At 69.3% G+C, this 14,465-nt stretch carries 7 protein-coding genes and 1 tRNA gene; 4 read left to right on the forward strand and 4 right to left on the reverse strand.

Features of this window, described 5'->3' with window-relative positions:
- Nucleotides 1–375 precede the first annotated feature (375 nt).
- Nucleotides 376–2,049 carry an energy-dependent translational throttle protein EttA gene (ettA, locus tag GH2_RS14245; protein ID WP_066169321.1) on the reverse strand — a complete coding sequence of 558 codons (1,674 nt, stop codon included), beginning with the start codon at nucleotides 2,047–2,049 and terminating at the stop codon, nucleotides 376–378.
- 310 nt (nucleotides 2,050–2,359) lie between these two features.
- Between ettA and GH2_RS14250 the strand changes: the two genes are divergently transcribed.
- Nucleotides 2,360–2,761 carry a TIGR02611 family protein gene (locus GH2_RS14250; RefSeq protein ID WP_066169322.1) on the forward strand — a complete coding sequence of 134 codons (402 nt, stop codon included), beginning with the start codon at nucleotides 2,360–2,362 and terminating at the stop codon, nucleotides 2,759–2,761.
- Nucleotides 2,762–2,781: 20 nt separating this feature from the next.
- On the opposite strand, the gene GH2_RS14255 is transcribed toward GH2_RS14250, so the two are convergent.
- Entirely contained in the window at nucleotides 2,782–4,914 is a 2,133-nt protein-coding gene (locus GH2_RS14255) for a bifunctional copper resistance protein CopD/cytochrome c oxidase assembly protein (RefSeq protein ID WP_084247513.1), read from the reverse strand.
- A gap of 157 nt (nucleotides 4,915–5,071) precedes the next feature.
- Between GH2_RS14255 and GH2_RS14260 the strand changes: the two genes are divergently transcribed.
- Nucleotides 5,072–5,144, forward strand: a tRNA-Arg gene (locus GH2_RS14260).
- Between the two features lie 124 nt (nucleotides 5,145–5,268).
- Here the strand turns inward: GH2_RS14260 and GH2_RS14265 are convergent.
- Together GH2_RS14265 and GH2_RS14270 are read right to left on the reverse strand one after the other, a co-directional pair.
- Nucleotides 5,269–6,417 carry an FAD-dependent monooxygenase gene (locus tag GH2_RS14265; RefSeq protein WP_307825451.1) on the reverse strand — a complete coding sequence of 383 codons (1,149 nt, stop codon included), beginning with the start codon at nucleotides 6,415–6,417 and terminating at the stop codon, nucleotides 5,269–5,271.
- A 57-nt stretch (nucleotides 6,418–6,474) separates the two neighbouring features.
- Nucleotides 6,475–7,611, reverse strand: coding sequence for a thiolase family protein (locus GH2_RS14270; protein WP_066169325.1), 1,137 nt, complete (start codon nucleotides 7,609–7,611; stop codon nucleotides 6,475–6,477).
- Nucleotides 7,612–7,720: 109 nt separating this feature from the next.
- On the opposite strand from GH2_RS14270, the gene GH2_RS14275 reads away from it, so the two are divergent.
- Both GH2_RS14275 and nirB read left to right on the forward strand, forming a co-directional pair.
- The gene (locus tag GH2_RS14275) at nucleotides 7,721–11,770 is read left to right on the forward strand and encodes a bifunctional nitrate reductase/sulfite reductase flavoprotein subunit alpha (RefSeq protein WP_066169327.1); all 4,050 of its coding nucleotides are present in this window, start codon (nucleotides 7,721–7,723) and stop codon (nucleotides 11,768–11,770) included.
- Between the two features lie 170 nt (nucleotides 11,771–11,940).
- Nucleotides 11,941–14,463, forward strand: coding sequence for a nitrite reductase large subunit NirB (gene nirB, locus GH2_RS14280; RefSeq protein WP_066169329.1), 2,523 nt, complete (start codon nucleotides 11,941–11,943; stop codon nucleotides 14,461–14,463).
- The last annotated feature ends 2 nt before the right edge of the window (nucleotides 14,464–14,465 follow it).

Consider the following 14,465-nt stretch of genomic DNA (forward strand, 5'->3'; position numbering starts at 1 on the left):
GGCACTGCTCCGACGGATCGCGAGCCGCAGCCGGCTCCATGGAGTGAAGCGGCGGCTATGTGACAGTAGGCGGCGCGCGGCGCGGCGACATCAGATCGAACGCAAGCCTTGCGCGACGCTGCGCCGGTTCGTCTTTTCATACGCTCTCGAGACCGCAAGCCTGGTTGCGGTCCCTCCCGGGGACGCAGATCTCGATAGAGCCCCGCGCTCGCTGCTCTTGCACGAGGGACGTGACCGACCTGAGGAGTGACGGTTACCGGGAATCAATCGTGTGTCCTGCGTCGGAAATTGCGTTCGTGTTGATGTGGATCAGGCGTTCACCGGGCCGCAGCAACCGCAAGCGAATTTCCGACGCGGGACACTAGGGCGACACGCCTAGTCGCGCGTGAGGCGGCGGTGCGTCACGCTGTGCGGACGCGCGGCGTCGGCGCCCAGGCGCTCGATCTTGTTGGCCTCGTACGCCTCGAAGTTGCCCTCGAACCAGTACCACTGGCCTTCGGCGACGTTGCCCTCCCACGCCAGGATGTGGGTACAGGTCCGGTCCAGGAACCAGCGGTCGTGCGAGATCACGACGGCACAGCCAGGGAACTCCTGCAGCGCGTTCTCCAGTGAGCTCAGGGTCTCGACGTCGAGGTCGTTGGTCGGCTCGTCGAGGAGGATCAGGTTGCCGCCCTCCTTGAGCGTCAACGCCAGGTTCAGGCGGTTGCGCTCACCGCCCGACAGGACCTCGGCGGGCTTCTGCTGATCGGAGCCCTTGAAGCCGAAGGCGCTGACATAAGCGCGCGACGGCATCTCGTTCTGTCCGACCTCGATGTAGTCGAGTCCGTCCGAGACCACCTCGAAGACGGTCTTCTTGGGGTCGATGTTGGCGCGGCCCTGGTCCACGTAGCTGAGCTTGACCGTCTCGCCCACCTTGACGTTGCCGGAGTCCGGCTCCTCCAGCCCGACGATGGTCTTGAACAGCGTCGTCTTGCCGACGCCGTTGGGACCGATGACGCCGACGATGCCGTTGCGCGGCAGCGTGAACGAGAGGTCCTTGATCAACACCCGGCCGTCGAAGCCCTTGTCGAGGTTGCTGACCTCGACGACCACGTTGCCCAGGCGCGGCGGAGTCGGGATCTGGATCTCTTCGAAGTCGAGCTTGCGGTGCTTCTCGGCTTCGGCCGCCATCTCCTCGTAGCGGGCCAGGCGAGCCTTGTTCTTGGTCTGGCGGGCCTTGGCGCCCGAACGGACCCACGCGAGCTCCTCCTTGAGGCGCTTCTGCAGCTTCTGGTCCTTCTTGCCCTGCACCTCGAGGCGCTCGGCCTTCTTCTCCAGGTAGGTGGAGTAGTTGCCCTCGTACGGGTGCAGCTGACCGCGGTCGACCTCACAGATCCACTGGGCGACGTGATCGAGGAAGTAGCGGTCGTGCGTCACGGCGAGCACGGCGCCGGCGTAGTTGGCGAGGTGCTGCTCCAGCCACAGCACGCTCTCGGCGTCCAGGTGGTTGGTCGGCTCGTCGAGGAGGAGGAGATCGGGCTTCTGCAGCAGCAGCTTGCACAGGGCGACGCGGCGACGCTCACCACCGGAGAGATGGGTGACCGGCAGGTCCGGCGGCGGGCAGCGGAGCGCGTCCATCGCCTGCTCGAGCTGCGAGTCCAAGTCCCACGCGTCGGCGTTGTCCAGCTCCTCTTGAAGCTTGCCCATCTCCTCCATGAGCTCGTCGGAGTAGTCGGTGGCCATGAGCTCCGCGACCTCGTTGAAGCGGTCAAGCTTCACCTTGATCTCGCCCATGCCCTCTTCGACGTTCTCCTTGACCGTCTTCTCCTCGTTGAGGGGCGGTTCCTGGAGGAGGATGCCGACGGTCGCGTCCGGGTCGAGGAACGCCTCACCGTTGCTCGGCTGATCGAGTCCGGCCATGATCTTGAGGATCGACGACTTGCCCGCACCGTTCGGACCGACGACGCCGATCTTGGCTCCCGGGTAGAACGACATGGTGACGTCGTCCAGGATCACCTTGTCGCCGTGCGCCTTGCGGACCTTCTTCATCGTGTAGATGAACTCAGCCACGATTATCGCTCCTAGCTGCAGCGTTGTGCTGCGACGAATGCTTTTCTCACCCTTGATGCGCCTCCCGATCTCGCTCGGCGGCAGCATGGCTCGGCGACCATCCTATCGGGCCGGGCACACTCCTCGCCTCGCACGTGCCGGGTGACCGACGCCGAGCCCGCACTGCCGACACGGTCCCGTTCCATTCCCGATCCGGGAGTGCAGTGTGTCACACTGGGAACCGCCGCGGCCCCGGCGATCGTTACCACTGAGTACGAGTCGCCACAGGCGGCCGATACGGACACGTCCCCAACGAGAGGTACACGCCGATATGCGACTGCGGTTGAAGGTATGGCACCGGCAGCGGCGCTACGTCATCCGGCAGCGACCGGTCCTCAACCACTTCTATCGGGTCGGCGTCGGCGTCATCGGCACTCTTCTGGTCTTGGCGGGCATGGTGATGATTCCGCTGCCCATCCCCGGACCCGGCTGGGTCACCTTCTTCCTCGGCCTCGCGATCCTGTCCACGGAGTTCGAGTGGGCCCACCGCGTGACGTCGTTCATGCGCCGCCTCCTCCACCGGTCCGCCGTGATCACCGCGCACGTCGTGCACAGTGCCCGCGCCTGGAAGAATCTCTTCCTCGACTATCAGACCGGCATCCTCCACCTGCGGACCTGGGCCGAGCACCAGCACCGGTTCGGATTCGGGCAGTTCCAGCTGGCCGCCGCGTAAGCGGCCGACACCGCGCTCGATCAGCTCGGCGGTGTCGTTCCATTCGACGGCGTGGTTCCACGCGTCTTGATCGTGTCCGACGCGGCGTCGACGGGAGTGTGGTCGACGGGTGCGTGCTGCGGTTCCGGCGCATTCATCTGACGCAGCATCTGGTTGTAGCTCTCGAGTTCCGCGTCGTGGTCGCGGTCTTCCTTGCGGTCGAACCGCTTGGCGGCACGACTGTCTGAACGGTTCCACTGCACCAGCAGCGCCAGCATCACCACGACGAGCGGGAACTCGCCGGTCGCCCAGGCGATGCCGCCGCCGACTCGCTGATCGGCGGCCATGTCGTACGCCCACGGATGCTGCAGCGAGACGTACCACTTCTCGGCGATGATTCCGCTCGTCATCATCAGGGCGACGCCGAAGAAGGCGTGGAACGGCAGAGAGCCCATCACCACGCCCAGCTTCGCGACCGGACTGATGGTGCGCGGCGCCGGATCGATGCCGATCGTCAGCCAGTAGAACAGATACCCGCTCACCAGGAAGTGCAGGTTCATCAGCAGGTGCGCCGAATGGTTCTCGACGACGACGTCGAAGAGTCCGCCCAGGTACAGCACGTAGAACGACCCGACGAACAGGATGACGACCAACACCGGGTGCGTCATGAATCGCGAGTACTTGCTGTGGATCCCCGTCAGGATCCACTCGCGCAGCCCCGGCGGATTACCGCGCCCGGCGGCGGGCAGTGCCCGCAGCGCCAACGTGACCGGACCGCCGAGCACCAGCAGGACCGGAACCAGCATCGACAGCATCATGTGGCTCATCATGTGCGTGCTGAACATGGCAGGCGAGTAACGACCCATGCCGGATGAGGTGGCGAAGAGGAGTGCGGCGCAGCCGAGGAGCCAGGCGACGGTCCGCCCGACCGGCCACGCGTCACCGCGCTTGTGAAGGCGGTACACGCCGCGCAGATAGACCAGTGCGGCGATGATCGCGAGGCTGCCGAAGATGATGTCGAAGCGCCAGTCCAGCAGCAGGCTACGCGCCGACGGCGGTCCGTTGAGGTCGTACCCGATCTTCAGCTCCATGGGCGAGACGTTCGCCGTCGCCAGGACCGGGGGCGGCGTGCGCGAGAGCCCGGCACCGAATCCGAAGGCCACCGCGAACACGACGAGTTCCACCGCGGCGAACCGCACGAACAGCGACTTCCGCGGAGTGTCCGTCGCCTCCAGTTCCCGGAGCGTGAAGGCGCGGTGCGCGCCGCCGATCAGTCCCGCCACCACGACGGTGACGAGTTTCCCGACGACGACGAGTCCGTAGGTGGTGGTGAACAAGTCGGCCAGCGGCATCCGCACCAGCGCGTTGAGGACGCCGCTGACGGCGACCACGATCACGCACCAGAACGCCACGCGCGAGTATCGGGAGAGCGCCAGGTTCCGCCATCGCCCGTCGCCGAACGCATAGGCGAGCACGACGAGCAGTCCACCCGCCCAGACCGCCGCGGCGACGATGTGCAGGATCAGACTGTTGGTCGCGATGTCGTGCGCGCCGCCGGCCGACGAGTGCCCGAGGAGCGCCGACGGCATCAGCGACAGAAATCCTAGGATCAACGCGGGGAAGGTCCACCCCCAGTGGAAGGCCAGCCGCGAGATCAGGCCTGCTCCGATAGCGAAGACCGCGGTCCACATCCAGTATTTGCCGTCGGCGACGATCTGATAGGCCGTCCACAGCGTCTCCGGACTGTTCCAGAACTCCTTCAGCGGCGAACCGCTGACATTGGAGATCGACAGCGGAATCATCAGGAACGCGCACACCGCCCAGGTCGCGAACGACCACGTCGCCCACCGCATGGCGCGGTATCCGCCGACGTCGAGCTGTCCGTCACTCTGCGGCGGCACGAAGAAGGCGGCGAACACGAGGCTGCCTAAGCCGGCGGCCGCACTCAACTGCCCCACGACCGTCGCGACCGGCAGCCCGTACGTGGTCAGCCAGCCGGCGTCGGGCACCCCAAGCAGTTGCAACGCGGTCGACGCCGACGCCGCGGTGACGACCACGGATGCGACCGAGCCGACGACGGCGATCAGCAGGATCAGTACTGCTCGGAACCGCGACGGATCGGTGAGTCGATCACGTACGGGTTCCTTCACCGCCTCAGCGGACGTCACTGTCATGGTGTCCACTGTAGGACGCGATATAGTAGGCCTTCGCCGCCCACGATGTCGGGCGGCACGCCTCCGCTCCTCGGCGCGGGAATGCGCATCTGTTGAGCGCATGCCCACTGAACTGCGGAGACACCCTCTGTGCTGCCCGAACATGCGGCACAGCCCCGCCTCCGTAGCTCAGGGGATAGAGCAGCGGCCTTCTAATCCGCCGGTCGTAGGTTCGAATCCTACCGGGGGCACCGCGAGCTCCGAGTTCACCGACAGAATTGCCCGTGAACAGGAGTTTCGACGTTTCTCGGGCACGTCGTCGGGCCCGGACCCGAGCGAGCGCCACACGGTCGTGAGAACCCTCACGTTCTGACGCTAACCGCCGATCCGACGCCATTGGCGGGTAAAGGCGTCCGGTCCGGCGACGGCGGCGACGTGTCCCATCATCACCGAGTCGGGGAGCACCCGCGTCGCCCGGATGATCGCTCCCATGACTGCGTTCGGTCGGGCGTTCACCGCACGACCGATCGCGGCGGACTCGGCGACCACCCGCCGCACACGGCGAGTCCGGATCTGTTGATAGTCGCCGAGCGCGTCCGTGAGCGACGCACGCCGGTTCAGCACTGCGGTGAGGATCGCGGCGTCCTCGATCGCCTGGCAGCCGCCCTGCCCCAGGTGCGGACGCATCGGGTGCACGGCGTCGCCGAGGCCGACGATGCGGCCCGACGACCAGCGCCGCGCGGTCGCGCGATCGTAGAGGTCGGTACGACTCACCGCCTCGGGCGCGGTCGCCGCGAGCACCTCACCGATCGGCTCCGGCCAGCCCCGCGCCAGCGCCACGACTTCGGCGAGTTCGTCGGCGAACACCGCGCCCTCGGGTTCGCGGCGGGTGGCGAACCAGTACGTGTGACCGTTCGGCAACGGGACGATCCCGACCTCGACGGCCTCGCCGAAGACCTCGCCCGCGAGGTCGGCGCGCACCGCGGTGTCCGCGATGCCGCGCCACGCCGTGTAGCCGGTGTATCGACTCACCAGCCCGGCGTTGAACATGCGGATGAGGCGCGATCCGACGCCGTCGGCGGCGATCAGCAGATCCGCCTCCACCGACGTGCCGTCGGAGAGGTCGACGACGACGCGGTCGCCGACGGTCCGCCCGGCGACTGCCGCCACGCCGTACCGGACCGCATCGAGCGGCAGCGCTGCGGACAGCACGTCCCGAAGATCGACGCGGCGGAGCACCGCGAGCGGTTCGCCCAGCGCCGCGGTGAGCGCCTGCGCGCCGGGGCGACGAAACCACGTGCCGTCGCGCCAGCGCATGGCTCCCCCGCTGATGCGCGCCGAGGCGTCGCGCACCGGATCGCCGAGACCGAGCGTGTCGAGCGCGGCGAGCGCGTTGGGCCACAGGCTGATCCCGGCGCCCGACGTCGTGTCGGTGCGCCGTTCCACAACGCTGACCTCGTGACCGGTGCGCACCAGGCCGGCAGCGACGGTCAGCCCAGCGACGCCGGCTCCTGCGACGACCACCCGCACTCGATCACCCTGCCCACTCAACCCCTGCCCGATCACCCCTGCCCGATTACCTCAGAGCAGTTCCAGAATCGTGGCGTTCGCCATCCCACCCGCCTCGCACATGGTCTGCAGACCGTACTGGATGCCGTTGTCCCGCATGTGGTGAACGAGTCGGGTCATCAGGATCGCACCGGAACCGCCGAGCGGATGGCCCACCGAGATCGCGCCACCGACCGGGTTGAGCACCTCATCGGGCACCCCGATCTCGGCCTGCCACGCCATCGGCACCGGGGCGAACGCCTCGTTGACCTCGTAGGCGCCGATGTCGGAGGCCGCCAGCCCGGACCGCTCGAGCGCCTTCTTGGTGGCGGCGATCGGCCCGGTGAGCATGATGACCGGATCGTCGCCCGCCAGGGTGGCGGTGTGCACACGGGCCATCGGCGTCCAGCCGTTCGCGGCGGCGATCTCACTGCTGGTGATGAGGAGTGCGCCCGCGCCGTCGGAGATCTGCGACGCGTTGCCCGCGGTGATCACGCCCTCCGGATCGAACGGAGTCGTGAGGCCCCCGAGCTTCTCGACCGTGGTCCCGCGGCGCACGCCCTCGTCGGCGGCGAGCCCCTCGGAGATCGCGGCGATCTGCCCGTCGAAGACGCCCGCGTCCTGTGCTGCGGCGGTGCGCTCGTGCGAGCGCGCCGAGTAGGCGTCGAGCTGCGCACGCGACAGGTTCCAGCGCTTGGCCATCATCTCGGCGCCGAGCCCCTGGTTGAATCCGTCGACGCCGTAGCGGTCCAGCACCGAGGCCGGGTAGGGCGCGCCGTCGCCGCGGGCGGCGCCCATCGGCACCCGCGACATCGATTCGACGCCGCCCGCGATCGCGATGTCGTACTGTCCGGCGATCACGCCCGCCGCGGCGAAATGCACCGACTGCTGGCTGGATCCACACCGCCGGTCGACGACGGTTGCGGGCACCGACTCCGGCCAGCCCGCAGCGAGGACGCCGACGCGACCGATGCTGCCCGCCTGATCGCCGACCTGGCTGACGCATCCCCAGATCACGTCGTCGACGGTCGCGGGATCAATGCCCACGCGGTCAGCGAGGGCGGTGAGCACGTGAGCGCTCAGGTCGCCGGGATGGATGTCGGCCAAGGCGCCGTTGCGTTTGCCGATGGGGGTGCGGACGGCGTCGACGATCACTGCATCTGTAGTCATTCCTCTGTTCTACCTAACAAGCGCTCGGTTGGGAACAGTGGGATGGAGTTGACATCGCTGTAACGCCGCGCTGCCCGATCGGAAACACGCCTGCGACACCGTGTCTGACATGACTTCCCCACCGCTGACCCTGCGTCCGGTCGGCGCCGCGCAGTCGGTCGACACCGTCTGCGGATACTGCGGTGTCGGATGCGGCCTCACGCTCACCGTCGACGACGGTGCGGTGACCGGTGCGCGGGGCACCGCCGCGCACCCCGCCAATCGCGGACGCCTGTGCACCAAGGGAGCGACGACCGCCGATCTGCTCAACGCGCCCGGCCGGCTCACCACCGCGCTGGTCCGCGGCCGCCGCGCCGACGCGCAGCGGCCCGCGGACGTCGACGACGCCATCGCCGAGACCGCTCGCAGGCTCACCGACATCCGCGATCGCCACGGTCCCGACGCGATCGCCCTCTACGTGTCGGGGCAGATGTCGATGGAGGCGCAGTACCTGGCGAACAAACTCGCCAAAGGCTTCCTCGGAACCAACCAGATCGAGTCGAACTCGCGCCTGTGCATGGCGAGCGCAGGCACCGGCTACAAGCAGGCCCTCGGCGCCGACGGCCCGCCCGGCAGCTACGACGACCTCGACCAGGCCGACGCGTTCCTCGTGATCGGCGCCAACATGGCCGACTGCCATCCGATCCTGTACCTGCGGATGATGGATCGGGTCGCCGCGGGCGCCCGCCTGATCGTCGTCGACCCGCGGCGCACCGCGACCGCTCGCAAGGCGCACCTCCATCTTCCGGTGCGCCCCGGCACCGACCTGGCACTCCTCAACGGGTTGCTCCGGCTGATCGTCGACGCCGACGGCATCGACCGTGACTTCATCGACGCGCACACCCGCAGCTGGGACCAGCTCGTCGAACTCCTGGACGACTATCCGCCCGACCGCGTGGCCGCGGTGACCGGTGTGGACGAGGACGACCTCCGCGCCGCCGCCGACATCATCCTCGGCGCGAACGCCTGGATGACCCTGTGGACCATGGGGCTGAACCAGTCGACGCACGGCACCGCGAACACCACGGCCATCTGCAACCTGCACCTCGCGACGGGCACCATCTGCCGCCCCGGATGCGGCCCGTTCTCGCTCACCGGTCAGCCGAATGCGATGGGCGGACGCGAGATGGGCTACATGGGACCCGGGCTTCCCGGACAGCGCACCGCGCTCGACCCCGCCCACCGCGCCGAAGTGGAGCAACGCTGGAACGTGCCGGCCGGGACCATCCGCGACGACCCCGGCGGCGGCACCATCGACCTGTTTCAGCGGGTGGCCGACGGCCGGATCAAAGCCGTCTGGATCATCTGCACCAACCCGGTCGCGTCCGTCGCGAATCGGTCGACGGTGATCGCGGCGCTGGAACAGGCGGAGTTCGTCGTCGTGCAGGAGGCCTTCGACGGCGCCGAGACGGCCGCCTACGCCGACGTCGTGCTGCCTGCGGCGCTGTGGACCGAGGCCGAGGGCACGATGGTGAACTCCGAACGCAGCGTCAGCCTCACCCGCCCCGCCGTCGCCGCACCCGGCCAAGCGCGTCCGGACTGGGAGCTGATCTCACAGATCGCCCGCGCGATGGGCTTCACGGACGGGTTCTCCCATCCCGACGCGGCCGCGGTGTTCGACGAGATCGTCGGCTTCCACAATCCGACCACCGGCTGGGACCTGCGCGGCATCGACTACGACCGCCTGCGGACCGGTCCGGTGCAGTGGCCCGCCGCACCGGACGGTCCGGCACGCAATCCCATCCGCTACCTCGGCGACGGGACGCTCCGCTTCCCCACCGCCGACGGGCGGGCGCGGTTCGTCAGCCGTCCGCACCTGCCGCCCGCCGAGGTGCCCGACGACGACTATCCGATGGCGCTGACCACCGGTCGAGTCGCGAATCAATGGCACACGATGACCAAGACCGGTCGCGTCGCCAAGCTGTGCCGACTCGACCCGGAATCGTTCGTCCAAGTGCATCCGGACGACGCTCAGCGGCTCGGCATCGACGCCGGCGCCCTGGTCGAGATCCGGTCGCGCCGCGGAACCGCGCGCGTCAAGGCCCGGATCGACGATGCGGTCGCGGTCGGCGTCTGCTTCGTCCCGATGCACTGGGGCGACGCCGCAGGCGAACTCCTCGCGGTCAACGCCGTCACGAACGACGCCGTGGATCCGGATTCGCTGCAGCCAGAATTCAAAGCCTGCGCGGTCGCGCTCACCCCCGTCGCCGACCCCGCACCCGACTCGCAGGAGGCGCCCGTGACGGCGACCGCACTCCCCGCCGGCCTCACCACCGGACTGGCCGCCGCTCTCGGCGTCGCCGACGTCGAGCACGAGCTCTCCGACGTCGAGCGCGGCTATCTCGGCGGACTGCTGCGTGGACTGACCGCCAATCCGCCCGACGGCGCGATTCCGGTGCTGCCCGACCACGCACCGCTGGCGCCGGTGACGCGGACGTGGGTCGACGGGGTGCTCGCCGGCTACTTCTCGCGAGTGCCGACGAGTTCGGTCGGCGCCGCGGTCGCGGTGGAGAGCGCCGCGCCTGCCCGCACGATCCGGGTGGTCTGGGCGTCGCAGACCGGTACGGCGGAAGGCTACGCCGGAGACTGCGCGCAGGCGCTCGAGGACCAGGGCTTCACCGCCGTCACGATCGGCGCGGATCGCGTCGGGATCGACGATCTCACCGGCGACATCCTGTTCCTGGTCGCCACCACCGGCAACGGCGACGCCCCCGACGCCGCATTCGGACTGTGGGACCTGCTGTCCGGGCTCAGCGCCCAGGACGTGCCCGACGTCCGCTATGCGGTCCTCGGCTTCGGCGACTCCTCGTACGCCGACTTCTGCGGCTTCGCACGGAAACTCGACGCTCGCCTGGACACGCTCGGCGCCGCCCGCCTGGCACCGGCCGCCTACTGCGAGCCCGACTACGCCGACACCGCGCAGACCTGGCTGGACACCGTCGTCACGGCCCTCGACACCGAGCCCGCGGTTCCGGAACCGGCTCCGACGTACTCGCGGAAGCACCCGTTTCCGACCCGCGTCGTCGAGAACGTCGTCCTCACCGACCCGACGGGCGGGCGCGACGTCCGACGCATCGCCTTCGACCTGCCCGACGGTGCGCTGAATTACACGGCGGGCGACGCCCTCGGCGTGTGGCCGCGCAACAGCAGCGCCCTCGTCGAGGAATGGCTGCGCTGCACGCGGCTGGACGGCGCCGAGACGGTCACCGTCGACGACGACCCGATGCCGCTGCGCGCGGCGCTCACCGAGCACTTCGAGATCGCCCGCTGCACCCGCGATGTGATCGCGCTCGTCGCCGACCGGCACGACGATCCCGAGCTCGCCGCACTGCTCGACGATCCGCGCGCGCTCACCGACTGGGCGTGGGGTCGACAGTCCGTCGATCTCCTCTCCACCCACCCCGTCGAGGCGAGCGCCGCTGAATGGCTGACCGTGCTGCGACGGCTCCAGCCCCGGTTGTACTCGATCTCGTCGAGCCCGGCCGCCCACCCGAACCGGGTGGAGGTGACCGTCTCGGTGGTGCGCTTCGGCAGCCCGGACGCGCCGCGACAGGGCGTGTGCTCCGGCTTTCTCGCCGACCTCGACGCTGATCTCGCCGCCGATGCGGAGCCGGGCGCCCCGGTCTCGGTCTTCATCCAGCCCAACGCCGCGTTCGGTCCACCGGACGACGCCGAGGCGCCCGCGATCATGATCGGCCCGGGCACCGGCATCGCGCCGTTCCGCGGGTTCCTCCACCACCGCGCCGCGGCGGGAGCCACCGGCGACAACTGGCTGTTCTTCGGGGAACGGCACCGCGCCACCGACTTCCTGTACGCGGCCGAGCTCGACGCCTTCACCGAGTCCGGTGTCCTGTCGCGCCTGACGCTGGCGTTCTCCCGCGACCAGTCCGAGAAGGTCTACGTCCAGCACCGGATGGCCGAGCACGCCGCGGAACTCTGGGCCTGGATCCGCCGCGGCGCGCACCTCTACGTGTGCGGAGACGCCTCCCGCATGGCTCGCGACGTGGACGACGCGCTGCTCGCGATCGTCGCCGAGCACGGACGCATGGCACCCGCCGCCGCGGAACGGTTCCTCCGTGCGCTCGCGGCCGAAGGACGGTACGTCCGCGACGTCTACTGAGCGCTCGCAGGCGCCGAAATCTCACCGAAACGTGGTGCGGAAGACGTCACGTTCTGGAAACGCGCGACGCTGCGGACCGCAACACCGCGCTCGTAGCGTCGTCGACAAGCCCAGAGCTGGTGCGTCGAAAGCCCCTCGCCCCAGCATCATTCGAAGGGAGTCCCCCACCCATGAGCAACACTGTCGCCGTCGTCGGACACGGCATGGTCGGCCACCGGTTCATCGAAGCGCTGCGCGCCCGCGACACCGAGGCGCACTGGCGGATCGTGGTGTTCGGCGAGGAGTCCGACGCCGCGTACGACCGCGTCGGACTGTCCGGCTACGTCGGGGCGTGGGACCGTGCCGCCCTGGCCCTGCCCGGATCGCAGTATCCCGACGACCCCTCCGTCGAGCTGCACGTCGATCAGCGCGTGGTGCGCATCGACCGTGCCAATCGAGTGGTGCACACCGCGGACGGCGGCGAGACCGGCTACGACGCGCTCGTGCTCGCCACCGGGTCCCGTGCCTTCGTCCCGCCGGTCGCCGGGGCCGATACCCCCGGCTGTCACGTCTATCGCACCCTCGACGACCTCGACGCCATCCGCGCGGACGCCGAACGCGCCCTCGCCACCGCGTCCGACAGCACGCCCGTCGGCGTGGTGGTCGGCGGCGGGCTCCTCGGCCTCGAAGCCGCCAACGCCCTTCGACTCCTCGGCCTCGCCCCGCACGTCGTGGAGGTGAACCCGCGCCTGATGCCGCAGCAGGTCGACACCGGCGGCGGCGAGCACCTGTCGCGGATGATCGGCGAACTCGACATCGAGATCTCGCTGTCGTCCGGCGTCACCGGCATCGAACCCGGCGATTCCGGGATCCGCGTGACGCTGGCCGACGGCACCGTCGTCGACGCGGCGCTCCTCGTCTTCGCCGCAGGCGTCCGTCCGCGCGATGAACTCGCGCGCGACTGCGGACTCGCCGTCGCCGAGCGCGGCGGCGTGCTCACCGACGAGCACTGCGTGACCAGCGACACCGACGTCTACGCGATCGGCGAGGTGGCCGCCATCGACGGCCGCTGCTACGGTCTCGTCGCGCCCGGCTATGCGACCGCCGAGGTGGTCGCCGATCGGATCCTCGGCGGCGACGCGGCGTTCCCCGGCGCCGACATGTCGACCAAGCTCAAGCTGCTCGGGGTCGATGTCGCCAGCTTCGGCGACGCCCTCAGCACCACCCCCGGCGCGCTCGACGTGGTGGTCTCCGACCCGATCGGCGGCACCTACGCCAAACTCGTCCTCTCCGACGACGTGTCGACCCTCCTCGGCGGTGTGCTGGTCGGCGACGCGAGCGCCTACGGTCTGCTCCGGCCCCTCGTCGGCTCCACCCTGCCCGGCGATCCGGTCAGCCTGATCGGTCCCGCCGGCGACGCCCCGGCTCTCGGGGTGGACGCCCTCGGCGACGACGCCCAGATCTGCTCGTGCAACGACGTCTCGAAGGGACAGCTGTGCGCGGCGATCGCCGACGGCGCGTGCGACGTCGCCGCGTTGAAGTCGTGCACGGGCGCGGGCACGTCGTGCGGCTCGTGTGTGCCGCTGCTGTCGCAGATCCTGGCCGCGGAGGGAGTCGAGCAGTCCACCGCCCTGTGCGAGCACTTCACGCAGTCGCGCTCGGAGCTGTTCGAAACGGTCCGGGCCTGCGGCATCCGCACCTTCTCCGGCATCGTCGAACGGTTCGGCACCGGAACCGGCTGCGACATCTGCAAACCGACGGTCGCGTCGATCCTCGCGTCGATCGGCTCCGGCCACATCCTCGACGGCGAGCAGGCCTCGTTGCAGGACTCCAACGATCACTTCCTGGCCAACATCCAGCGCAACGGCACCTACTCGGTGGTGCCGCGCGTGCCCGGCGGTGACATCACCCCCGAGCACCTGATCCTGATCGGCGAGGTCGCCAAGGACTTCGGGCTCTACACCAAGATCACCGGCGGCCAGCGCATCGACATGTTCGGCGCGACGGTCGACCAGCTCCCGCTGATCTGGCGGCGCCTGGTCGACGGCGGCATGGAGTCCGGTCACGCCTACGGGAAGTCGTTGCGCACGGTCAAGAGCTGCGTCGGCTCCGACTGGTGCCGCTACGGACAGCAGGACTCGGTGCGGATGGCGATCGATCTGGAGCTGCGCTACCGCGGGCTGCGCTCGCCGCACAAGCTCAAGATGGGAGTCTCCGGCTGCGCGCGCGAGTGCGCCGAGGCCCGCGGCAAGGACGTCGGAGTCATCGCCACCGAGAAGGGCTGGAACCTGTATGTCGGCGGCAACGGCGGCATGACGCCCCGCCACGCGCAGCTGCTCGCCGGCGACCTCGACGATGCGACCCTCATCGCCTACATCGACCGGTTCCTCATGTACTACATCCGGACCGCCGAACGCCTGCAGCGCACCGCGCCCTGGCTCGACGACCTCGACGGCGGCATCGAGCGGCTGCGGGCCGTGGTGATCGACGACAGTCTGGGGCTGGCCGCCGACTTCGAAGCCGACATGGCACGCCACGTCGCGAACTACGAATGCGAATGGAAGGGCGTCCTCGACGATCCGGAGAAGCTCCGTCGGTTCGTCTCCTTCGTCAACGCCCCGGACGTCCCGGACCCCACGGTCGCGTTCGGCGAAAGCCACGGCCGACGGGTTCCCGTCCTGCTCGGCTCGCCCACCCTGCCCGCCTCCTCGTGATC

It is taken from the genome of Gordonia hydrophobica NBRC 16057, from assembly GCF_001592365.1.
Taxonomy (GTDB): domain Bacteria; phylum Actinomycetota; class Actinomycetes; order Mycobacteriales; family Mycobacteriaceae; genus Gordonia; species Gordonia hydrophobica.